This window comes from Agromyces sp. H17E-10 (genome assembly GCF_022919715.1).
In the GTDB taxonomy this organism is placed as follows: Bacteria; Actinomycetota; Actinomycetes; order Actinomycetales; family Microbacteriaceae; genus Agromyces.
Window position 1 is genome coordinate 2,442,410 of sequence record NZ_CP095042.1, and the last position, 19,565, is coordinate 2,461,974.

General features: G+C 71.7%; 23 protein-coding genes. 12 read left to right on the forward strand and 11 right to left on the reverse strand.

Annotated features, from left to right (window positions below):
- Nucleotides 1-31 precede the first annotated feature (31 nt).
- The 4 genes from MUN74_RS11085 to MUN74_RS11100 are packed head-to-tail and all read left to right on the forward strand — an operon-like array spanning nt 32 to nt 2,802.
- Entirely contained in the window at nt 32-637 is a 606-nt protein-coding gene (locus tag MUN74_RS11085; protein WP_244852138.1) for a helix-turn-helix domain-containing protein, read from the forward strand.
- On the forward strand, nt 634-1,539 hold the full coding sequence (locus MUN74_RS11090) for an EamA family transporter (protein WP_244852139.1): 906 nt from the start codon (nt 634-636) through the stop codon (nt 1,537-1,539). The genes MUN74_RS11085 and MUN74_RS11090 overlap by 4 nt, the downstream gene beginning before the upstream one ends.
- Complete coding sequence (locus tag MUN74_RS11095) at nt 1,536-1,889, forward strand: antibiotic biosynthesis monooxygenase family protein (protein ID WP_244852141.1); 354 nt, start codon at nt 1,536-1,538, stop codon at nt 1,887-1,889. Before MUN74_RS11090 ends, MUN74_RS11095 begins: the two co-directional genes overlap by 4 nt.
- Nucleotides 1,890-1,893: 4 nt before the next feature.
- The gene (locus MUN74_RS11100; protein ID WP_244856431.1) at nt 1,894-2,802 is read left to right on the forward strand and encodes a dihydrodipicolinate synthase family protein; all 909 of its coding nucleotides are present in this window, start codon (nt 1,894-1,896) and stop codon (nt 2,800-2,802) included.
- Between the two features lie 69 nt (nt 2,803-2,871).
- Here MUN74_RS11100 and MUN74_RS11105 read toward each other — a convergent pair whose 3' ends face one another.
- The 4 genes from MUN74_RS11105 to purD are packed head-to-tail and all read right to left on the reverse strand — an operon-like array spanning nt 2,872 to nt 6,015.
- Nucleotides 2,872-3,285 (reverse strand): VOC family protein, encoded by a 414-nt coding sequence (locus MUN74_RS11105; RefSeq protein ID WP_244852143.1) that lies wholly within the window; start codon nt 3,283-3,285, stop codon nt 2,872-2,874.
- Nucleotides 3,286-3,295: 10 nt separating this feature from the next.
- Nucleotides 3,296-3,715: a helix-turn-helix transcriptional regulator gene (locus tag MUN74_RS11110; protein ID WP_244852145.1), complete on the reverse strand. Its 420-nt coding sequence runs from the start codon at nt 3,713-3,715 to the stop codon at nt 3,296-3,298.
- Nucleotides 3,715-4,653, reverse strand: a complete 939-nt coding sequence (locus tag MUN74_RS11115) for a phosphoribosylaminoimidazolesuccinocarboxamide synthase (RefSeq protein ID WP_244852146.1) — start codon at nt 4,651-4,653, stop codon at nt 3,715-3,717. The genes MUN74_RS11110 and MUN74_RS11115 overlap by 1 nt, the downstream gene beginning before the upstream one ends.
- An 18-nt stretch (nt 4,654-4,671) precedes the next feature.
- Nucleotides 4,672-6,015: a phosphoribosylamine--glycine ligase gene (purD, locus tag MUN74_RS11120; RefSeq protein ID WP_244852148.1), complete on the reverse strand. Its 1,344-nt coding sequence runs from the start codon at nt 6,013-6,015 to the stop codon at nt 4,672-4,674.
- An 82-nt stretch (nt 6,016-6,097) separates the two neighbouring features.
- Between purD and MUN74_RS11125 the strand changes: the two genes are divergently transcribed.
- The 3 genes from MUN74_RS11125 (at nt 6,098) to MUN74_RS11135 (ending at nt 7,644) form a co-directional block, all read left to right on the forward strand.
- The gene (locus MUN74_RS11125; protein WP_244852150.1) at nt 6,098-6,664 is read left to right on the forward strand and encodes a signal peptidase II; all 567 of its coding nucleotides are present in this window, start codon (nt 6,098-6,100) and stop codon (nt 6,662-6,664) included.
- A 123-nt stretch (nt 6,665-6,787) separates the two neighbouring features.
- Nucleotides 6,788-7,180, forward strand: coding sequence for a sterol carrier family protein (locus tag MUN74_RS11130; RefSeq protein ID WP_244852151.1), 393 nt, complete (start codon nt 6,788-6,790; stop codon nt 7,178-7,180).
- 77 nt (nt 7,181-7,257) lie between these two features.
- A complete protein-coding gene (locus tag MUN74_RS11135) occupies nt 7,258-7,644 on the forward strand; it encodes a hypothetical protein (RefSeq protein ID WP_244852153.1) in 387 nt (128 codons plus the stop codon).
- 93 nt (nt 7,645-7,737) lie between these two features.
- Here the strand turns inward: MUN74_RS11135 and purF are convergent, their stop codons facing one another.
- Both purF and MUN74_RS11145 read right to left on the reverse strand, forming a co-directional pair.
- Nucleotides 7,738-9,195, reverse strand: coding sequence for an amidophosphoribosyltransferase (gene purF / locus MUN74_RS11140; protein ID WP_244852155.1), 1,458 nt, complete (start codon nt 9,193-9,195; stop codon nt 7,738-7,740).
- A 100-nt stretch (nt 9,196-9,295) separates the two neighbouring features.
- Nucleotides 9,296-9,805, reverse strand: a complete 510-nt coding sequence (locus tag MUN74_RS11145; protein ID WP_244852157.1) for a carboxymuconolactone decarboxylase family protein — start codon at nt 9,803-9,805, stop codon at nt 9,296-9,298.
- Between the two features lie 74 nt (nt 9,806-9,879).
- On the opposite strand from MUN74_RS11145, the gene pdxR reads away from it, so the two are divergent.
- Entirely contained in the window at nt 9,880-11,274 is a 1,395-nt protein-coding gene (gene pdxR, locus MUN74_RS11150; RefSeq protein WP_244852159.1) for a MocR-like pyridoxine biosynthesis transcription factor PdxR, read from the forward strand.
- 63 nt (nt 11,275-11,337) lie between these two features.
- Here pdxR and MUN74_RS11155 read toward each other — a convergent pair whose 3' ends face one another.
- Both MUN74_RS11155 and MUN74_RS11160 read right to left on the reverse strand, forming a co-directional pair.
- The gene (locus MUN74_RS11155; RefSeq protein ID WP_244852160.1) at nt 11,338-11,772 is read right to left on the reverse strand and encodes a PaaI family thioesterase; all 435 of its coding nucleotides are present in this window, start codon (nt 11,770-11,772) and stop codon (nt 11,338-11,340) included.
- Nucleotides 11,773-11,943: 171 nt separating this feature from the next.
- The gene (locus MUN74_RS11160) at nt 11,944-12,555 is read right to left on the reverse strand and encodes a zinc-binding alcohol dehydrogenase (RefSeq protein WP_244852162.1); all 612 of its coding nucleotides are present in this window, start codon (nt 12,553-12,555) and stop codon (nt 11,944-11,946) included.
- A gap of 60 nt (nt 12,556-12,615) precedes the next feature.
- Between MUN74_RS11160 and purM the strand changes: the two genes are divergently transcribed.
- Nucleotides 12,616-13,737, forward strand: coding sequence for a phosphoribosylformylglycinamidine cyclo-ligase (gene purM, locus MUN74_RS11165; protein WP_244852164.1), 1,122 nt, complete (start codon nt 12,616-12,618; stop codon nt 13,735-13,737).
- Between the two features lie 14 nt (nt 13,738-13,751).
- Entirely contained in the window at nt 13,752-14,510 is a 759-nt protein-coding gene (locus MUN74_RS11170) for an LLM class flavin-dependent oxidoreductase (RefSeq protein ID WP_244852166.1), read from the forward strand.
- Nucleotides 14,511-14,639: 129 nt separating this feature from the next.
- On the opposite strand, the gene MUN74_RS11175 is transcribed toward MUN74_RS11170, so the two are convergent.
- A complete protein-coding gene (locus MUN74_RS11175; RefSeq protein WP_244852168.1) occupies nt 14,640-14,867 on the reverse strand; it encodes a DUF3073 domain-containing protein in 228 nt (75 codons plus the stop codon).
- Between the two features lie 179 nt (nt 14,868-15,046).
- Between MUN74_RS11175 and MUN74_RS11180 the strand changes: the two genes are divergently transcribed.
- A complete protein-coding gene (locus MUN74_RS11180) occupies nt 15,047-16,222 on the forward strand; it encodes an NAD(P)-binding domain-containing protein (protein ID WP_244852170.1) in 1,176 nt (391 codons plus the stop codon).
- On the opposite strand, the gene MUN74_RS11185 is transcribed toward MUN74_RS11180, so the two are convergent.
- Together MUN74_RS11185 and MUN74_RS11190 are read right to left on the reverse strand one after the other, a co-directional pair.
- Complete coding sequence (locus MUN74_RS11185; RefSeq protein ID WP_244852171.1) at nt 16,206-16,610, reverse strand: DUF1801 domain-containing protein; 405 nt, start codon at nt 16,608-16,610, stop codon at nt 16,206-16,208. The two genes, MUN74_RS11180 and MUN74_RS11185, sit on opposite strands and share 17 nt — an antisense overlap.
- A gap of 10 nt (nt 16,611-16,620) precedes the next feature.
- Nucleotides 16,621-18,777 (reverse strand): APC family permease, encoded by a 2,157-nt coding sequence (locus tag MUN74_RS11190; RefSeq protein ID WP_244852173.1) that lies wholly within the window; start codon nt 18,775-18,777, stop codon nt 16,621-16,623.
- A gap of 91 nt (nt 18,778-18,868) precedes the next feature.
- Here MUN74_RS11190 and MUN74_RS11195 point away from each other — a divergent pair, with 91 nt between their 5' ends.
- Nucleotides 18,869-19,483 (forward strand): hypothetical protein, encoded by a 615-nt coding sequence (locus MUN74_RS11195; RefSeq protein WP_244852175.1) that lies wholly within the window; start codon nt 18,869-18,871, stop codon nt 19,481-19,483.
- The last annotated feature ends 82 nt before the right edge of the window (nt 19,484-19,565 follow it).

The window sequence follows — 19,565 nt, forward strand, 5'->3', positions numbered from 1 at the left end:
CGAGAGCCATCCAGTGCACTATCATGCACTCATGGATGGCGAGACGGAGACGCTCGCGCTCGCGATCGGGCAGCGCGTGCGCGACGAGCGACAGGCGCGCGAGTGGACGCTCGACCGCCTCGCCGCCGAGGCCGGCGTCAGCCGTCGCATGATCGTCAACGTCGAGCAGGGCGCCGTGAACCCGAGCGTCGGCACGCTGCTGCGGCTGAGCGACGCGCTCGGCATCGGCCTGCCCGCCCTCGTGGACCCTCGGGCCGCGGCATCCGACGTCGTCAAGCTGACCCGCCACGGCACCGGCGCCGCGCTCTGGACCGGCGGCCGCGGCGGCCGCGGTGTGCTCGTCGCCGGCACCGAGTCGCCCGACGTCGTCGAGCTCTGGGACTGGACGCTCGAGGCCGGCGAGCGGCACGCGAGCGAGGCGCACTCGACGGGCACGCGTGAGCTGCTGCAGGTGCTCGACGGCGAGCTCGTCATCGAGGTGGGCGACGCCACCCACGCACTCGCCGTCGGCGACGCCCTGACCTTTCCGGGCGACGTCGACCACGCCTACGGGAACCCGGGCGACCGGCCGGCGCGCTTCTCGCTCGCGGTCTTCGAACCTGGCGTCGGCACGACCCATCGGGAGGCCACGTCATGACGGGCGCGACCGACCGGCGTGCGACCGACCGGGTGCCGCCCTGGACGATGGCCGTCGCCGCGATGCTCATGATCCAGGCGACGAACGCGCTGTCGGTGCCGCTCATCGAGCAACTCGGCGCGGCCGGCACCTCGTGGCTGCGGCTCGCCTTCGGCGCGATCTTCTTCATCCTGATCGCGCGGCCGCCGTTGCGCCGAATCCGCCGGGTCGATGTGCTGCCGCTCGTGGGGCTCGGCATCGCCACCGGCGTCATGATGGTGTCGTTCCTCTCGGCGGTCGAGCGGATCCCGCTCGGCACCGCCGTCGCGATCGAGTTCCTCGGTCCCTTGACCGTGGCGGCGATCCGAAGCCGAAGCCGCCGCATGCTCGTGTGGCCGGTGCTCGCGCTCGCCGGGGTCGTGCTGCTCACGGAGCCCTGGCACGGCGACATCGACCTCGTCGGCGTCGGGTTCGCCGCGCTCGCCGGAACCGGCTGGGGCGTCTACATCCTGCTCACGCAGAAGGTCGGCGACCGCTTCTCGGGCGTGAGCGGGCTCTCGATCACGATCCCGATCGCCGCGATCGTCACGGCCTTCGTCGGCGTACCGCAGGTGTCGGGCCACTTCGAGTGGTGGGTGCTGCTCGTCGCCGCCGGGCTCGCGCTGCTCTCACCGGTCATCCCGTTCGGGCTCGAGATGCTCGCCCTGCGTCGCATGACCCACACCGCCTTCGGCACGCTCATGGCACTCGAACCCGCCTTCGGCGTCGTGCTCGGGCTGCTCGTGCTGCACCAGGTGCCGTCGATCGCGCAGGTCGCGGGCATCGTGCTCGTGGTGCTCGCCGGGGCCGGAGCCCAGCGCGGCGGCATCCGCAACCGATCGACCGACGACCCCGATCTCGCACCCCTGGAGGAACGCGTATGAGTATCACCCCGAAGTTCAGCTCGACCTTCATCTTCGAGGTCGGCGAACTGGATGACGCATTCCATCGCCTCAACGACGAGATCGCCGAGCGTGCCCGCGCCATTCCGGGCTTCCTCGGCGAGGAGGAGTGGCATAACGACGAGACCGGGCTGCACGCCGAGGTGTACTACTGGTCGAGCATGGAGGCGCTGCGCGAACTCGTGGGCATGGACACCCACCGCATCGCGAAGGGCCGCAACGGCGAGTGGCTCGGCGAGTACCGGGTGGTCATCTCGGAAGTGCAGACGGTCTACGGCAACCCCGCGCTCGGGCTCGAGCACGTACCGGCGGGGGCGAAGTCGCATGGCTGAGAGCATGTTCACCGGACTCAGCGCGTTTCCGCTCACGCCGCTCGCTGCCGACGTCGTCGACGAACGCGCCTTCGCGGGGCTCGTCGCGCGCCTCGCCGACGCGGGAGTCGACACGATCACCGCGCTCGGCTCGACCGGGTCGTACGCCTACCTCTCGACCGACGAGCGGGCCCGCGTCGCGAAGCTCGCGGTCGAGCACGCGGGGGACACCCCCGTCATCGTCGGCGTCGGTGCGCTTCGCACCTCGGACGTGCTCGCGAACGTGCGCAACGCCGAGGCGGCCGGCGCGCGGGGACTGCTGCTCGCGCCCATGACGTACCAGCCGCTCACGCACGACGACGTGGTCGGACTGTTCCGCGAGGTCACGTCGAGCACCGACCTGCCCGTGATCGTCTACGACAACCCGGGCACGACGCACTTCACCTTCACGACCGAGCTGTACGCGCGCCTCGCCGAGCTGCCGGGCGTCGCGTCGATCAAGATCCCCGGCATGCCGCTCGACGCGGACGCGATGGCCGAACGGGTCGCGGCGATCCGTGCGGTCGTGCCGTCGCACGTGACCATCGGCATCTCGGGTGACGCCTACGCGGCGACGGCCCTGAATTCGGGATGCGACGCCTGGTACTCGGTCATCGCCGGAACGTTGCCGGGGCCCGCGTTGCGGATCACCCGCGCGGCGCAGGCCGGGCGCACCGACGAGGCGGATGCGGAGTCGGCGCGACTCACGCCGCTGTGGAAGCTGTTCGCCGAGTTCGGCGGCAGCCTGCGGGTCGTCGCCGCGATCGCCGAGCAGCTCGGGCTCACGTCCGACCGGTGCCTGCCGCGCCCGATCCTGGGGCTCGACGAGGAACAGCGGGCGCGCGTCGCCGAGGTCGTGGCGCAGCTCGGGCTGCGCGACCAGCCGGTCGAGTAGCGCGGAGCGCGTATCGAGGCCATCGACTCCGTGGTCTCGATACGGCGCTGCGCGCCTACTCGACCGACGTCAGGCCGCCGGCTGGCTGAAACGCAGCATGTTGCCCGACGGGTCGCGGAACGCGCAGTCGCGCACGCCGTAGAACTGGTCCATTGGCTCCTGCAGCACCTCGGCCCCGGCGGCGCGGATCGACTCGAACGTCGCATCCACATCGGGCGTCGTGAAGTTCACGCCGCGCAGCAGGCCCTTCGCGAGGAGTTGCGCCGCGGCATCCTTGTCGGACTGGGTGGCGTTGGGGTCGGCGATCGGCGGCTCGAGCACGATGTTGACGTCGGGCTGCGCCGGCGAACCGACGGTGACCCACCGCATGCCCTCGTACGAGATGTCGTTGCGCACCTCGAGGCCGAGCACGTCGCGGTAGAACGGGATCGCGGTCTCGTGGTCGTCGACCGCGATGAAGCACTGGGAGAGTGAGATGTCCATGACCCCGACGCTACCCACGTGAGGCCTGGCCCGCTTCTCCATTCCTGACGGGTCGCGTGCGGATCTTCACGATGCACGCCGGGATCGGTGCGGCGACGTCGTGCGACCGGTTGCGGTAGGCGCTCGGGGTCTCGCCGACGAGCTCGGTGAAGCGGGTGCTGAACGAGCCGAGCGACGTACAGCCCACCGCGAAGCACACCTCGGTGACGCTGAGGTCGCCGCGGCGCAGCAGCGCCTTCGCGCGCTCGATGCGCCGGGTCATGAGGTAGCTGTACGGCGTCTCGCCGTACGCCTCGCGGAAGCTGCGCGAGAAGTGCCCCGACGACATGAGCGCGACCTTCGCGAGGGCCTCGACGTCGAGCGGCTGCTCGTAGTCGCGGTCCATCGTGTCGCGTGCGCGACGGAGCCGGCGCAGGTCGTCGAGGTCCATCAGCCTCGCAGTCGGTCGAGCAGTTCACGGTAGCGGTCGGCGGTCTGCTCGACGATCTCGTCGGGCAGCACGGGCGGGCGTCCCTGCTGGTCCCAGTTCGCCGCGAGCCAGTTGCGCACGATCTGCTTGTCGAAGCTCGCCATGCGCTCCGCCGGCGTCGTGCCCGTGGCATAGGCCGCGGCATCCCAGTACCGGCTCGAATCGCTCGTGAGCACCTCGTCGGCGAGGGTCACGATGCCGGTGGCGCGATCGGCGCCGAACTCGAACTTCGTGTCGGCGAGGATGAGCCCGCGCTCCTCCGCCTTCTTCGACGCGCTGGCGAAGACCTCGAGCGAGAGCTCGCGCAGCTGCGCCGCGACGACGTCGCCGACGAGCTCGACCGTGCGCTCGTACGAGATGTTCTCGTCGTGCTGGCCCATCGGGGCCTTCCACGCCGGGGTGTAGATCGGCTCGGGCAGCCGGTCGCCGTCGCCGAGGCCCGCGGGCAGCGGGAAGCCGCCGATCGCACCCGTCTCGACGTACTCCTTGTAGCCCGAGCCCGTGAGGTACCCGCGTACGACGCACTCGATCGGGAACATGTCGAGCGTGCGGCACAGCGTCGCCCGGTCGGCCACGGCGTCGGGCACCTCGGGCAGCTCGAGCGCCTCGAGCCGGTCGTCCAGCGGATGCGCGAGATGGTTCGGCACCTCGGGCAGCTCGTCGAACCACCAGTGCGTGAGCGCCGTGAGCATGGCGCCCTTGCCCGGGATCGGTGGTTCGAGCAGGTGGTCGAACGCGCTCACCCGGTCGCTCGCGACGACCAGTACGACGGGCGAGGTCGCGAGCGGGTCGCCCGTCCAGCTGTCGTCGTCGGTCATGAGCTTGGTCGGCACGTACAGGTCGCGCACCTTGCCCGAGTAGACGTGGGTCCAGCCGGGGAGTTCGCCGATGTCGGTCATGCTGTTCCTCGCTTCGGACTATTCGGCGACGCGCGCCGCGATGTCGGTGCGGTACTGCCCGCCCTCGAGGCGCACCTGGCCGAGCGCCTCGTACGCGCGCCGCCGGGCGTCGGCGAAGCCGTCGCCGAGCGCGACCACGTTGAGCACGCGGCCGCCGGTCGCGATGAGCGGCGCCTCCTCGCCGGGCTGGGCGTCGTCGGGCAGGGCGCCCACGGCGGTCGCGGCGTGGGCGAGGTGCACACCCGGCACGGATGCCGCGGCCTCGAGCCCCTCGATGACCCGGCCGGTCTCGGGAGACTCGGGGTAGCCCTCGCTCGCGAGCACGACGGTGACGGCGGCCCGGTCGCGGAACACCGGGCGTTCGAGCGAGCCGAGCCCGCCGGTCGCGGCCGCCAGCAGCAGGCCCGAGAGCGGGGTCTCGAGCCGCGGCAGCACGACCTGCGTCTCGGGGTCGCCGAAGCGCGCGTTGAACTCGATGACGCGGATGCCGCGCGAGGTGAGGATCAGCCCCGCGTACAGCAGCCCGACGAACGGGGTCTGCTCGGCGGCGAGCTGCCGCACCGTGGGCAGCGCGATGGTCTCGATGACCTCGTCGACGAACGCCTGCTCGCTGCCGAACCGCCCGCCGCGGCCGTCGACCGCGTCGCCGAGCCACGGCAGTGGCGAGTACGCGCCCATGCCGCCCGTGTTCGGTCCCTGGTCGCCGTCGCGCAGGCGCTTGTAGTCCTGCGCGGGCGACAGCGGCAGCACGTGCTCGCCGTCGGAGAGCAGGAAGAGCGACACCTCCTGCCCGTCGAGGAACTCCTCGACGAGCACGGGGCCCTGCTGCAGGTAGTGCACGGCGTGGGCGAGCGCGGCGTCGCGGTCGTCGGTCACGAGCACGCCCTTGCCTGCCGCGAGACCGTCGGCCTTCACGACGAACGGGGCACCGAACTCGTCGAGCGTCGCGGCGACCTCGTCGAGGGTGGTGGCGAGCGTCGCGCGCCCGGTCGGCACGTCCGCCGCCTCCATGATGCGCTTCGCGAAGGTCTTCGAGCCCTCGAGCGCGGCGGCCTGCTTGCCGGGGCCGAAGACGGGGATGCCGCGGGCCCGCAGCGCGTCGGCGACGCCGGCGACGAGCGGCGCCTCGGGGCCGATGACGACGAGCTCGATGCCGTTGTCGGCGGCGTAGTCGGTGACGAGCGCCGCGTCGGTCGCGTCGAGGGCGACGGTCGTGACGCTGCCGCGGGCCGACGAGGTCGGCGAGGCCGCGATGCCGGCGTTGCCGGGGGCGGCGGTGATCTCGTGGCCGGCCTCCTCATCGAGCAGCGCGAGGACGATGGCGTGCTCGCGCGCGCCCGAACCGAGGACGAGGATCTTCACCGGTTCAGGCTACCGCGCTGCGCCGTCGAGCTCCGTTCCGTTGCGCGGTGCCATGGGTGCGACGTGCTGCGAGAATGTGCGGGTGAGTGCAGAGCCGACGCCATCCGACCCCCAGCCGGCCGACGCGAACCCCGACGGGGTGCGCGACCACGGGGCATCCGGCCGCCGCCTGTTCTGGTGGGCGCTCGTCGTCGCGGTCGTCGTCGTGATCGCCGACCAGGCCAGCAAGTGGTGGGCCGAGGCCGAGCTCGGCGACGGCACGACGATCCCCGTCATCGGCGACCTCATCCGCTTCGTGCTCGTCTACAACCCGGGCGCCGCGTTCTCGATCGGCACCGAGTACACGTGGATCTTCGCGATCGTCGCGGGTCTCGGCGCCATCGCCCTCGCGTGGTTCGCGTGGCGCGTGCGCTCGGTGGGCTGGGCGATCGCGCTCGGACTGCTGCTGGGCGGCGCGCTCACCCATCTCGGCGATCGCCTCTTTCGGGCGCCCGGATTCGGACGCGGGCACGTCGTCGACTTCATCGGCTACGGCGACTGGTTCATCGGCAACGTCGCCGACATCGCGATCTTCGCGGGTGCCGTGATGGTGCTCGTGCTCACGCTCATGGGCGTCTCGCCGACTGGCCGCCGCTCGCGCGACGACTGACGCGGGGCCCACGCGGCGACGAACCAGGCGCGGGGCCGCGTGGGCCGCGATGACTGACGCGGCGACGGTGCGCACTCGAGGTGGCCCGGGTGACCCGACGGCCCGGATGGGAGAATGACGACCATGGCACGAGCGAGGATCGGCGACGACATCGGCCGGGCGGCGATCGGGGCGATCGCCGAGATCGCCCGGCAGCACGGCACGGACGTCGGGGAGGCGAGCGCCTCGGTCGACCGCTCGACCCTCGCGCTCGCGGTGCGGTACTCGCTGCAGCTGCTCGCCGAGCAGGCGCCCGGTGCGACGCTCGAGGTGCGGGTGCCGCCGTTCGCGGCCGTGCAGTGCGTCGAGGGCCCCAAGCACACCCGCGGCACCCCGCCGAACGTCATCGAGACGGATGCGGCGACCTGGCTCGCGCTCGCGACGGGCGTTCGCTCCTGGGCCGACGCACGTCAGTCGGGCACGGTGCACGCGTCGGGGCAGCGGGCCGATCTCGAGGGGCTCCTGCCGGTCGTCTGATCCCGGCCTCGCAGGTTTCGAGACGCGTCCGACTCCGTCGGGCGCTCCTCAACCGGCGGGTGGGGGACAATGGAAGGGTGAGCGACACCCAGCAGCCCGAACCGCAGCCCGAGGCCTCCGAGCAGGGGACGCCGCGGTACGAGACCGCGGCGACCCGCGACGAGGTCGTCGTGCGGCGTTCGCCCCGCTACGGCATCTGGATGATCGCGGGCGCCGTCCTCGGCGCGCTCGTCGCGTTCGTGCTGTCGTTCGCCTTCGCCCCGACCGAGGCGCAGGTCGCCGAGCGGGTGCAGAACGACTTCACCTACGACCAGGGCCAGGTGTTCGGCTTCCTGCTGCTCGGGGGCGTCGCGTTCGGCGTGGCGCTCGGGGCGCTCGTCGCCCTCATCGTCGACCGCGCGATGTCGCGCCGCACGACGCGCGCCGTCGCCGAGCACGACGAGACGCACCGCGTCGACGGCTGAGCCGTACGTCGAACGTCGACCGTCGGAAGGCGACCCGCGCCGGACGGCGCTCGCTCGAGGCATCCGACCCGCCGTCGACGACGGATCGGACGGTCAGCTGAGCTGCGTGCGCTCGACCCAGCCCAGGTACTCGTCGGTCACGGTGCCGGTGACGTACTCGCCCGTGAAGCACGACAGGTCGAGACGGTCGATCGACGTGCCCTCGGTGATCGCCGCCTGCAGGTCGGCGACCTCCTGGTAGATCATGTGGTCGGCGCCGAGCTCGGCCGCGATCTCGGGGATCTTGCGGCCGTGCGCGATGAGCTCCTGACGGCTCGGCATGTTGATGCCGTACACGTGCGGGTAGCGCACGGGCGGCGCGGCCGAGGCGAACGTCACCTTGTTGGCACCCGCGTCGCGGGCCATCTGCACGATCTGCTGCGACGTCGTGCCGCGCACGATCGAGTCGTCGACGATGAGGATGTTCTTGCCGCGGAACTCCGTGCCCATCGCGTTGAGCTTCTGGCGTACCGACCGCTTGCGCTCGGACTGGCCGGGCATGATGAACGTGCGGCCGACGTAGCGGTTCTTGTAGAAGCCCTCGCGGTACTCGATGCCGAGCTTCTGCGCGACCTGCATCGCCGACGGGCGCGACGAGTCGGGGATCGGCATGACGACGTCGACGTCGCCGAGCGGCATGTGCGTCGCGACGGTGTCGGCGAGGCGATCACCCATGCGCAGGCGCGACTCGTACACCGAGATGCCGTTCATGACCGAGTCGGGACGGGCGAGGTACACGTACTCGAACGAGCACGGCACGAGCACGGGGTTCTTCGCGCACTGGCGCGAGATCATCTCGCCGTCGAGCGTGATGAAGATCGCCTCACCCGGCTCGACGTCGCGCACGATCTCGTAGTCGCCGTTCTCGAGCACGAGCGACTCGCTCGCGACGATCCACTCGTCGCGGCCGGCCTCGGTGACGCGCTTGCCGAGGATGAGGGGGCGGATGCCGAACGGGTCGCGGAACGCGAGCAGCCCGTAGCCCGCGATCATCGAGATGACCGCGTACGAGCCCTCGACCCGCTCATGCACCTGCGAGACGGCCTCGAAGACCTGGTCGGGGTCGAGCTCGAGCCCCTTGATCTGGCCCTGCAGCTCGGTCGCGAGCACGTTGAGCAGCATCTCGGTGTCGCTCGTCGAGTTCACGTGGCGGCGGTCGATCGAGAACAGGTCGCCCGACAGCTCGCGCGTGTTCGTGAGGTTGCCGTTGTGCACGAGGATGATGCCGTACGGCGCGTTCACGTAGAACGGCTGCGCCTCCTCCTCGCGCTCGGCGGCGCCCTTCGTCGTGTAGCGCACGTGGCCGAGGCCCATGTTGCCGATGAGCGAGCGCATGTCGCGGGTGCGGAACGCCTCGCGCACCTGCCCCCGCGCCTTCGCCATGTGGAACACGGGGCCGTCGGCGGTCGCGATGCCCGTCGAGTCCTGGCCGCGGTGCTGCAGGAGCAGCAGGCTGTCGTAGATCTGCTGGTTGACGGGCTCGGTGGAGACGATGCCGACGATGCCGCACATGCGAGCGATGGCTCCTCGTGGGGGTGTGGTGAACGGCCGGAACCGGCCTCGTCGATTCTCCCATACTGCGCGGGTGAGCCCGCCGTGTGCGGGCGCCTGCTCAGATGCGCAGCTTGGGTCGCCATCCGCGCGTGGAGACGGCGAGCTCGTTCCAGGCGTTGACCGACACGACGAGGGCGAGCAGCGCGGCCACTTCGTCGTCGGTGAAGGCCGCGGATGCCACGGCCCAGGTCTCGTCGGGGACATGGGTCTCCGACAACCGGGTGACATCGTCGACGAGCGCGAACGCCGCCCGCTCGCGGGCGGTGAAGAAGTTCGACTCGCGCCAGACGGCGACGGCGTAGAGGCGCTGCACGAGCTCGCCCGCGTCGAGCGCGTCGCGCGAGTGCAGGTCGACGCAGTACGAGCAGCCGTTGAGCTGCGAGGCGCGCAGCCGCACGAGCTCGCGCAGGACCTTCTCGATGCCGGCCCGGTCGGCCTCGGCCTCGGCGGCGTCGTCGAGCGCGCTGACGGCGCGGACGAAGGCGGGCGCGACGCCGTCGAGGTCGAGGCGGCGGGTCGGGGCGACGGGAACGGCGGATGCGGTGGAGTCGATGGTCGTCGTGGTCATGGATCCCACGCTACGGAGCGGCGGCCGGGCTGGTAACGTCCAATCCCATGGCGCACGACTGGGCCAATTCAGGATTGGATCTCCACCTCGCCCTCGACCCGCGGCGCAAGGCCGCCTCGCTCGAGGAGGCGCTCCGCGCCGCGGTGACCGACGGGCGGCTGGCACCGGGTACCCGGCTCCCGCCGACCCGCACGCTCGCGCACGACCTCGGCCTGGCGCGCAACAGCGTCGCCGAGGTGTACGCCAGGCTCGTCGGCGAAGGCCGTCTCGAGGCGCGCGTCGGTTCGGGCACGTGGGTGCGCGACATCCCGACTCCGGTGCCCGGCGCACGCATCGACCGTTCGACCCGGTTCGACCTCGACCTGCGGGGCGGGCTGCCCGATGCGTCGGGCTTCGCCCGCTCGGCGTGGAGCCGGGCCGTCGCGCGATCGCTCGCCGAGGCGCCCGGCACCTCGTTCGCGTACGGCGCGCTCGAGGGCACGGTCGAGCTGCGCACCGCGCTCGCCGGGTACCTCGCTCGCACCCGCGGTGTCGTCGCCGGCTCAGACGACCTCGTCGTCACCCACGGGTTCGGCGAACTGCTGTCGACCGTCGCCCGCGCCCTCGCCGCGACGGGCCGGCGGCGCATCGCCGTCGAGGCCTACGGCCACGCCTCGCACCGCGAGGTGCTCGCCGCCGCCGGCCTCGAGCCCGTGCCGGTCGAGCTCGACCGCGACGGCATGGTCGTCGACCGGCTCGAGACGGCCGGCGTCGACGCCGTGCTCGTGACGCCTGCGCACCAGTTCCCGACGGGAGTGCCGCTCTCGGCGCCTCGCCGCTCGGCGCTCGGCGACTGGGCGCGTGCGAACGGCGCGATCGTGATCGAGGACGACTACGACGGCGAGTTCCGCTTCGACGGCCGGGCCATCGGCGCGTTCCAGTCGCTCGCGCCCGAGCACACGGTCTACGGCGGCACCGCGAGCAAGGCCCTCGCCCCTGGGCTCGGCATCGGCTGGGGGGTCGTGCCGGCGGGCCTGCGCGACGCCGTGCTCGAGCAGCGCCGGCTGAGCGGCGCGGCGACCGACGCGATCTCGCAGCTCGCGCTCGCCGCCTTCATCGGGGCGGGCGACTACGACCGTGCGGTACGCGGGGCGCGCCTGCGCTACCGGGCCCGACGCGAGCTGCTCGAACGGCTCGTCGCCGAGCGGCTGCCCGACGCGCGCATCGCGGGTCTCGAGGCCGGCCTGCACTGCCTGCTCGAACTGCCGCCGGGCATCGCGGAGGCCGAGGTCGTACGCGAGGCCGCGGACCTCGGGCTGCGCTACGGCGGGCTCGCGTCGTACGCGGCCGACGGCGCGACCGCCGAGTCCCGGCCGCCGACGATGGTCGTCGGCTACGGAGCGCCGCCCGAGCATCGGTTCGAGCACGCCATCGCCGCGGTGATCGCCTCGATCGAGGCGGCTCGCACCGCGCTCGGGCCGCGCGGCTGAACAGTCGCGGCGGCTCCCTCCCGGAGCATCCTCACCCGGTCTCGAGCCCGCGGGGGAGCGACCTCAGTACTCCGAGGGCTTCGGCAGCACGGCCATGGTGCACCGCGAGACGCACACGAGCTTGCCGTCCTCCTGCGTGATGCGGATGTCCCACACCTGCGTCGTGCGACCGCGCGTGAGCGGGCGCGCCTCGCCGTAGACCCAGCCCTCGGCGACGGGCCGAACGTGGTTCGCGTTGATCTCCATGCCGACGCAGTAGAACTTCGCAGAGTCGACGGTCATGCTCGCGCCCCAGCTCGCGAGGGTCTCTGCGAGGGCGACGGATGCTCCGCCGTGCAGCACCCCGCCCGGCTGGCGCGTGCGCCCGTCGACCGGCATGCGGCCCTTGATCGAGTCGTCGGTGAGCTCGGTCATCTCGATGCCGAGCGCGTTGATCGCGGTGCCGCCGCTGCGGGAGTTCGCCCACTCGAGTGAGGGCTCGCCGAACCAGATGCTCATGCGCTCGAGTCTGTCACGCATGGCGGGTCGAGGAGCGAGCGCAGCGAGCGTCTCGAAACCCCTCACGCGAGCGCGGCGATGGCATGGCAGGTTGAGGAGCGACGAAGGAGCGTCTCGAAACCGAATCGCACCGCCGGTTCCGAGACGGCGCTTCGCGCCTGCTCAGCCCGCCTACGCGAGTTCGGCGATGATCGGGTGGATCGCGTCGTCGAACGCCGACGCGTCGGACCGCAGCGAGTCGGTCACCGCGATCGTCATCGCGCCGATCCACCAGACCCCGCTGCCCGAGAGCGGCAGCACCTCGACGTTGAGCTCGAACGAGTGCGCCCGCCGGCCGACCTCGCGCTCGTGCTCGGCGATGGTTCCGGCGTACGCCCGGTACGAGTCGCCGCGCCGTGCGGCCGAGGCGCTGCGGTACGTATCGTGCGCCCACTCGGCCCACGCGCGCGCCGCCTCCGCGTGCGGCACGATCGCCCGCGCGAGGACCTCGGCACCCGAGACGGGCAGCGCGACCTCGGTGTCGAACGCCTCGACGAGTTCGAGCGGCACGGGCGACGGATGCGCCTCGGGCTCGACCGTCATCGCCCACCACGCGCGCCACTGCCGCTCGAGCAGGTCGTGCTCGTCGATCTCGAGTCGTTCGCCCACCGGGCCGACGTCGCGCAGCCGCGGCAGTTCGACGGGGGAGGAGATGGCGAGCACCTCGCGCAGATAGAGCGCGAGCAGTACCGGGCGACTCGCATTCTCACGGATCACCCACGACGGTGCCGCCCCAGGCTGCATACCCGAATTCTACGCGCGCGGCCCGACATTCGAGGCTGACGCGGCCGGTACCCTTGTGGGGTGAGCGCGAATTCGTCCTACGCCGCTGCCGGAGTCGACACCGCAGCCGGCGACCTCGCCGTCGAACTCATGAAGGAGGCGGTCGCCAAGACCCACGGGCCCAACGTGCTCGGCGGCGTCGGCGGCTTCGCCGGCCTCTACGACCTGTCGTTCGCGAAGGACTACACCCGCCCGCTGCTCGCGACGTCGACCGACGGCGTCGGCACGAAGATCGCGATCGCGCAGGCGCTCGACAAGCACGACACCATCGGGCAAGACCTGGTGGGCATGGTCGTCGACGACATCGTCGTGGTCGGCGCGAAGCCGCTGTTCATGACCGACTACATCGCCTGCGGCAAGGTCGTGCCCGAGCGCATCGCGTCGATCGTCACGGGCATCGCCCGCGCGTGCGCCGAGACGGGGACCGCGCTCGTCGGCGGCGAGACGGCCGAGCACCCCGGTCTCATGGGCGCCGACGACTACGATGTCGCCGGCGCCGCGGTCGGCGTCGTCGAGGCCGACCGGGCGCTCGGCGCCGAGAAGGTCCGCGACGGCGACGCGGTCGTCGCGATCGCCTCGAGCGGCCTGCACTCCAACGGCTTCTCGCTCGTCCGCCACATCCTCTCGGGCGCCGGCATCGGGTACACGGATGCCTCGGCAGAGCTCGGCACGACGTGGGGCGAGGCGCTCCTCGAGCCGACGCGCCTCTACTCGGGCCAGCTCGTCGAACTGCTCGCCGGGCCGCACGGCGACGCCGTGCACTCGCTCTCGCACGTCACGGGCGGCGGCATCGCCGCGAACCTGGCCCGTGTGCTGCCGCGCGGCTCGTACGCCGAGGTCGACCGGTCGACGTGGTCGCCGGCACCCGTCTTCCGCGTGCTCAACGACCTCGCCGGCACGAGCCTCGAGTCGACCGAGGGCACCTGGAACCTCGGCATCGGCTTCTTCGCCGTCGTCGCGGCCGACGCCGCGGCATCCGTGATCGCCGAACTCGACCGCCTCGGCCTGCCGGCCTGGCAGACCGGCACGGTCGGCTTCGGCGAGGTGCCCCTTCGACAGGCTCAGGGAGCAGATGCCTGGGAGCAGGGCGCGAAGGGCGTCGACGGCGGCGCGGTGCGGCTCGTCGGCGGCTACGCGAGCTGAGCGGCGGGGCCCGCATGCGCACGCCCGTCTCGATCGGCATCACGAGCCTCACCCCGCTCGACACCGTGCGGGCGCTCGCGCCACGCATCGAACGGCTCGGCTTCCACGCGCTGTGGATCAACGACTTGCCGGGCGGCGACTCGCTCGACGGGCTGCGCACGGCGGCCGCGGTGACCGAGCGCATCGGGCTCGCGACGGGCGTCATCCCGCTCGACCGCCGACCGGCCGAGTCGCTCGACCTCGACGGCATCCCCGCGGAGCGGCTCGCGCTCGGCATCGGTTCGGGTCGCGCCGCCAAGCCGCTCGGGCTCGTCGCGGAGGGCCTCGCCGCCCTGCGCGACGCGACCCGGGCGCAGCTCATCGTGGGTGCGCTCGGCCCGCGGATGCGACGGCTCGCCGCCGAGCACGGCGACGGCGCGCTCTTCAACTGGCTGACGCCCGCCGCGGCGGCCACGACGACCGACGAGCTGCACGAGGCGGCGAAGGGTCGCGAGGTCCGCGGCATCCTCTACACCCGCACCACGGTCGACGCAGCCGCGCGCCCGGTGCTCGAACGCGAGGCCGCGAGCTACGAGTCGTTCCCCGCGTACGCCGCGAACTTCGCCCGGCTCGGCTTCGGTGCGATGGAGGCGACGATCGGCGACGCGGCGGCGGTCGCCGCCTACGACGGAGCGCCCGACGAGCTCGTGCTGCGGGCGATCACGCCGTCGAACTCCCTCGACGACCTCGAGCGCTTCGTCGAGACGACCGCCGAGTGGGTGCGCTCGGCCTGAGGCCGCGCACGCCGACGATCGTCGTGCGCTCGGCCTGAGGCCGCGCACGCCGACGATCGTCGGGACCCGCTCGGCGGGAGCGACGGAGTCTCGCTGGAGGCTACGGCGACGAGTGCGACGGAGCAGCGATCAGGCGCGCTGTTCGCGCTGCTCGTCGTCGGCGTAGGTGTCGTCGTCAGCGTACTTGTCGTCGTCGTCGTCGGCGTACTCCGCCCACTTCGACGCCTCATCGCTGTACTCGTCATGCTGCGAGCTGGTGAGCTCGCGCTCAAGCGCGTTGTAGTCGGTGTTCGGGCTGAAGTACTTCAGCTCCCGTGCGACCTTGGTGTGCTTGGCTTTCTGACGGCCGCGCCCCATGCGTGACCCCCTTACGACATCTGGCCGGGTGGGATGGTCTTCACCCGGCGCTCACTTGAGAAATTCGTCCAGCCGCCAGTTTAGCACCGCCGAACGCCCCGATCGCCGGTCTCCACAGCGTGCCCGCGCTCTCGGCCGACGTGCTGCGAGCACTCAGCAAGACGTGCTGAGATTGTCAGGTGACGACGAGCCCCGAACGCGTGAAGGTGGTCGTGATCGGCGCCGGTCAGGCCGGGCTCTCGGTCGCGTACTACCTGCGACGCTTCGAGCTCGCCGCGGGGCAGGACTTCGTGATGCTCGACCGTGCGCCGGGGCCCGGAGGCGCGTGGCAGCACCGCTGGTCGTCGCTCAAGCTCGGCACCGCGCACAAGGTGAACGACCTGCCCGGCATGGCCGATCTCGGCCTCAGCTTCGACACGGCCGACCGCACGGCACCCGCGAAGGACGTCGTCGCCGACTATTACGGCCGCTTCGAGCAGCACTACGACCTGCAGGTGCGCCGCCCGATGAACGTGCGCTCCGTCTCGAACGACGGGGCCGACCTGCTCGTGCGCTACGAGGACCTGAGCCCGCAGCCCATCGAGGAGCTCAAGGTGCGAGGACTCTTCGGCCGCCGACGCAAGACGTTCGAGGCGAAGACCGCGCCCGCCGTGCCGCAGCACGAGCTCGCGACGCAGTTCCTCGTCAACGCGACCGGTACGTGGGGTTCGCCGTTCGTGCCGTTCTACCCCGGCATGGGCGAGTTCGCCGGCCGCCACGTGCACACCTCCGACTTCACCGACGCCGAGGACTTCCGCGACCAGCACGTCGTCGTCGTCGGCGGCGGCACGAGCGCGATCGGCTTCATGCTCGAACTCGAGGACGTCGCAGCCGGTCTGACCTGGGTCTCGCGTCGGCCGATCGACTGGATCGACCGGCAGGAGCTCGACCTCGAGGGCGCCTCGGCCGCCGTCGCCATGCAGGACGAGGCGGCACGCTCGGGCCGGGCACTGCCCTCGATCGTGAGCGGCACGGGCGTGCCGAAGAGCCGGCGCATCGCCGCGGGCATCGAGCGCGGGCTGCTCGTCGCGCGGCCGATGTTCGACCGCATCGAGGGCGACCGCGTCGTGTGGGACGGCGAGCAGCAGGGCTCGGCACGGGCCGACGCCATCATCTGGGCGACGGGGTTCCGGCCCGAGCTGCGCCACCTCGCCCAGCTCAAGCTGCGCGAGAAGGCCGGCGGCGTCACGGTCGGCCAGGGCGCCGCGTGGAGCGACCCCCGCGTGTTCCTCGCGGGCTACGGCCCGCAGGCGTCGACGATCGGCGCGAACCGCGCCGGCCGCATGATCGCCCGCCAGATCATGGCGATGCTGTGACCGCGTCGTACGACTCGCGTACGAGCGCTTCGAGCACGTCGAGGTCGACGTCGTCGAGGTCCTTCAGGTAGAGGCATCCCACCCCGGTGGTGTGCGGGCCGAGCCGCTCGAGCAGCGGGGAGTGCTCGGCGAAGCCGGGCGTCAGGTACACCGTCATGGCGGTCTTGCGCGGCGAGAAGGCCGCGGCCGGGGCATCCCCTTCACGACCCGAGTCGTACCGGTAGTGGTACTCGCCGAAGCCGACGATCGACGGGCCCCACATGTACGCGGTCTCGCCCGTCACCCGCTCCATGAGCGCGAGCAACGTCGCCGCGTCGCGGCGTCGCACGCGATGCGTCACCCCGTCGAGGAACACCTCCACCGGGACATCCGTACGACCTGTCGCCATGACGGGGAGTTTAGCGGGGCTGCTTCGCCCCGGCGTCGGCGGTCGCGCGGCGCGGTGGGCGCACCGGCTCGCCGCGCCGGTCCTGGCCGGGCAGCGGTCGCGACCGGCGGCCGTAGATCAGGTCGGAGGAGTCGAGCAGCCACGGCACCAGTGCGACGGTGACGCCGTGCACGAGCATGAGCTTCTGCCGGATGCGGCGGGCCTTGTGGTTGTGCAGGATGTTCTCCCACCAGTGGCCCACGATGTACTGCGGCATGTACACGGTGATGACCTCGGAGCCGTGCTCCTCGCGGTGCTGCTTGATGTACTGGATCAGCGGGTAGCTGAGGTCGCGGTACGGCGACTGCAGGATGCGCAGCTTGACGTGGATGTTCATCTTCACCCAGTCCTTCTTGAGCTGCTTCGTCTGCCCCTCGTCGAGCGAGACGTGCACCGCCTCGAGCGAGTCGTGCTTCGCCGCGATTGCGTAGTCGAGGGCCTTCAGGGTGGGCTTCTGCATGCGGCCGACGAGCACGATCGCGTGGTCGCCCGAGGCGCCGAACGTCGTGGTCGGGTCGACCTCGACCTCCTTCTCGACGTCGCGGTAGTAGCGGTGCACGCCCATCATGAGGATGAACAGGATCGGCATCATGAGGAAGACCATCCACGCGCCGTGGGTGAACTTCGTGATCGTGACGACGACGAGCACGACCGCGGTGAGGGTGGCGCCGAACGTGTTGATGCACAGGGAGCGGATGATCGCGCCGCGGCTCATCGGCCGGTGGTCGTCGTCGGTCGGGCCCGGCCGGGCGGCCTTCGGCTGCTTCGTCGAGGATGCCGCAGCCGAGGCGCCGCCGCCGGCCTTCGACCGCGCGACCGTCGTGCGGTCGCTGCCGCTGCGCAACAGGCGGATCCAGTGCCGCACCATGCCCGACTGCCCGAGCGTGAACGAGACGAACACGCCGATGATGTAGAGCTGGATGAGGAGCGTCAGGTTCGCCTGGAACGCGATCAGGATGATCGCCGCCGCGAGGCCGAGGATGATGACGCCGTTCGAGTAGATGAGGCGGTCGCCGCGCGTCGAGAGCGACTTCGGTGCATAGCCGTCGCGGGCGAGCACCGAGCCGAGCAGCGGGAACCCGTTGAACGCGGTGTTCGCCGCGAGCAGCAGCACGAGGGCGGCGGCGGCCTGCACGACGTAGAAGAGGATCGAGTCGTTGCCGAACACGGCGGCCGCGATCTGGGCGATGAGGCTCGGCTGCGGGGCGGTCTCGCAGTTCGCCCAGCCCTCGAGGTCGCACGGGTTCTCGGCGTAGTGCACGCCCGAGACGAGGGCGAGCGTGGTGAGGCCGATGAACATGACGATCGCGAGGCCGACCATGAGCGAGAGGGTCTTCTGCGCATTGCGGACCTTGGGGGCCCGGAACGCGGGCACGCCGTTCGCGACCGCCTCGACCCCGGTGAGGGCCGAACAGCCGCTCGCGAACGACCGCAGCAGCAGCAGGATGACGGCGGCCTGCGTGAGGTCCTCGGCCTGCACGGCGTACTGCGACGACTCGGCGACCGGCGGGTTGCCCATCGCGATCTGCACGAGGCCGGTGCCCACGAGCAGCAGCACGCTCGCCGCGAAGAAGTAGGTCGGCACGGCGAAGGCCTTGCCCGACTCGCTCACGCCGCGGAGGTTGATCGCCGCGAGGATGATGACGAACACGACCGCGAGCTCGACCCGCCAGGGGTTCAGCGCGGGGATCGCGGAGATGATGTTGTCGACGCCCGAGGCGACCGACACGACGACCGTCATCACGTAGTCGACGAGGAGCGCCGAGGCCACGACCAGGCCGGCCTTCTCGCCGAGGTTCTTGTGCGCCACCTCGTAGTCGCCGCCGCCCGACGGGTACGCGCGGATCAGCTGGCGGTAGCTCAGCGCGACCGTGGCCATGAGCAGCACGACGACCGCGGCGACCCACGGCGCGAACGCGAGGAAGGCGAGTCCGCCGACCGTGAGCACCATGAGGAGCTCCTGCGGCGCGTACGCGACGGACGACAGCGCGTCGCTCGCGAACACGGGCAGCGCGATGCGCTTGGGGAGCAGCTGCCCCTCGAGCTTCTCCGTGGGAAGAGGGTCGCCGATGATCCAGTGCTTCGGCGACTTCAGTTCTGCGGGCGGTTCGCCTGCGTCATTCGTCACGGCGGATGACACTACACCTGCCGCAGCGCAAGTCAAGCCGGACTTGCTACAGTTGAGGCGCTTTTCCTCAGACCACTCCGGAGGCCCCGACGTGAATCGTGCGACGCAGCTCGCGCGCGGCGCCGCGACGGCCTCGGTGGCGCTCTTCCTCGCCGCGTTCTCGCACGGGGTCGCGGGCGGCGAGGCGCCGGGTTCCGTGGGGCTCGTGCTCGCCGCGATCGTCGCGCTGGCCACCTCGGTCGCGTTCGTCGGTCGACGCAACTCGCCCGTGCGCACCGCCCTCGCGGTCGTCGCGAGCCAGGGTGCGTTCCACCTGCTCTTCGGCGTCGGCGCCGGTCCCTCGTCGGGGCAGTTCGTCGCGAACGGCGCCGGACACCACGCGACGATGGCGTTCGTCGAGACCGCCGGCACCGGGTCGACCGTCGCGCACGCAGGTCACGACGGCGCGATGCTCGTCGGGCACGCGCTCGCCGCGGTCGCGACGATCGTGTACCTGCTCGCGGTCGAGCGCACGGCCTGGTCGGCGCTCGCCTCGGCGACCAGGCGCTTCGTGCTCGTGCTCACGGGGCGCGCCGGCGAACCCGTCGCGGTCGCGGCGCCGTACCGGCTCGACCGCTCGGCCGTCGCACCGCCCGTGCTGCGGTCCCGGCTGCGGTTCGCCGCCCTCCGGTATCGCGGCCCGCCGCTCCTTCCCGCCTTCGCTTGAACCCTCCGCCTCCGGGCGGACACCGACGAAGACTCCGGATGCCGCGCGCCCGCGATCGCGCGATCGCGCAGGTCGTCCGGAG

Coding starts and splice junctions, on each gene's coding strand:
- MUN74_RS11085 (WP_244852138.1), top strand. CDS start 32: ATGGATGGCGAGACGGAGACGCTCGCGCTCGCGATCGGGCAGCGCGTG.
- MUN74_RS11090 (WP_244852139.1), top strand. CDS start 634: ATGACGGGCGCGACCGACCGGCGTGCGACCGACCGGGTGCCGCCCTGG.
- MUN74_RS11095 (WP_244852141.1), top strand. CDS start 1,536: ATGAGTATCACCCCGAAGTTCAGCTCGACCTTCATCTTCGAGGTCGGC.
- MUN74_RS11100 (WP_244856431.1), top strand. CDS start 1,894: ATGTTCACCGGACTCAGCGCGTTTCCGCTCACGCCGCTCGCTGCCGAC.
- MUN74_RS11105 (WP_244852143.1), bottom strand. CDS start 3,285: ATGGACATCTCACTCTCCCAGTGCTTCATCGCGGTCGACGACCACGAG.
- MUN74_RS11110 (WP_244852145.1), bottom strand. CDS start 3,715: ATGGACCTCGACGACCTGCGCCGGCTCCGTCGCGCACGCGACACGATG.
- MUN74_RS11115 (WP_244852146.1), bottom strand. CDS start 4,653: ATGACCGACATCGGCGAACTCCCCGGCTGGACCCACGTCTACTCGGGC.
- MUN74_RS11130 (WP_244852151.1), top strand. CDS start 6,788: ATGGCACGAGCGAGGATCGGCGACGACATCGGCCGGGCGGCGATCGGG.
- purF (WP_244852155.1), bottom strand. CDS start 9,195: ATGTGCGGCATCGTCGGCATCGTCTCCACCGAGCCCGTCAACCAGCAG.
- MUN74_RS11145 (WP_244852157.1), bottom strand. CDS start 9,805: ATGACCACGACGACCATCGACTCCACCGCATCCGCCGTTCCCGTCGCC.
- MUN74_RS11155 (WP_244852160.1), bottom strand. CDS start 11,772: ATGAGCATCTGGTTCGGCGAGCCCTCACTCGAGTGGGCGAACTCCCGC.
- MUN74_RS11160 (WP_244852162.1), bottom strand. CDS start 12,555: ATGCAGCCTGGGGCGGCACCGTCGTGGGTGATCCGTGAGAATGCGAGT.
- MUN74_RS11170 (WP_244852166.1), top strand. CDS start 13,752: ATGCGCACGCCCGTCTCGATCGGCATCACGAGCCTCACCCCGCTCGAC.
- MUN74_RS11175 (WP_244852168.1), bottom strand. CDS start 14,867: ATGGGGCGCGGCCGTCAGAAAGCCAAGCACACCAAGGTCGCACGGGAG.
- MUN74_RS11185 (WP_244852171.1), bottom strand. CDS start 16,610: ATGGCGACAGGTCGTACGGATGTCCCGGTGGAGGTGTTCCTCGACGGG.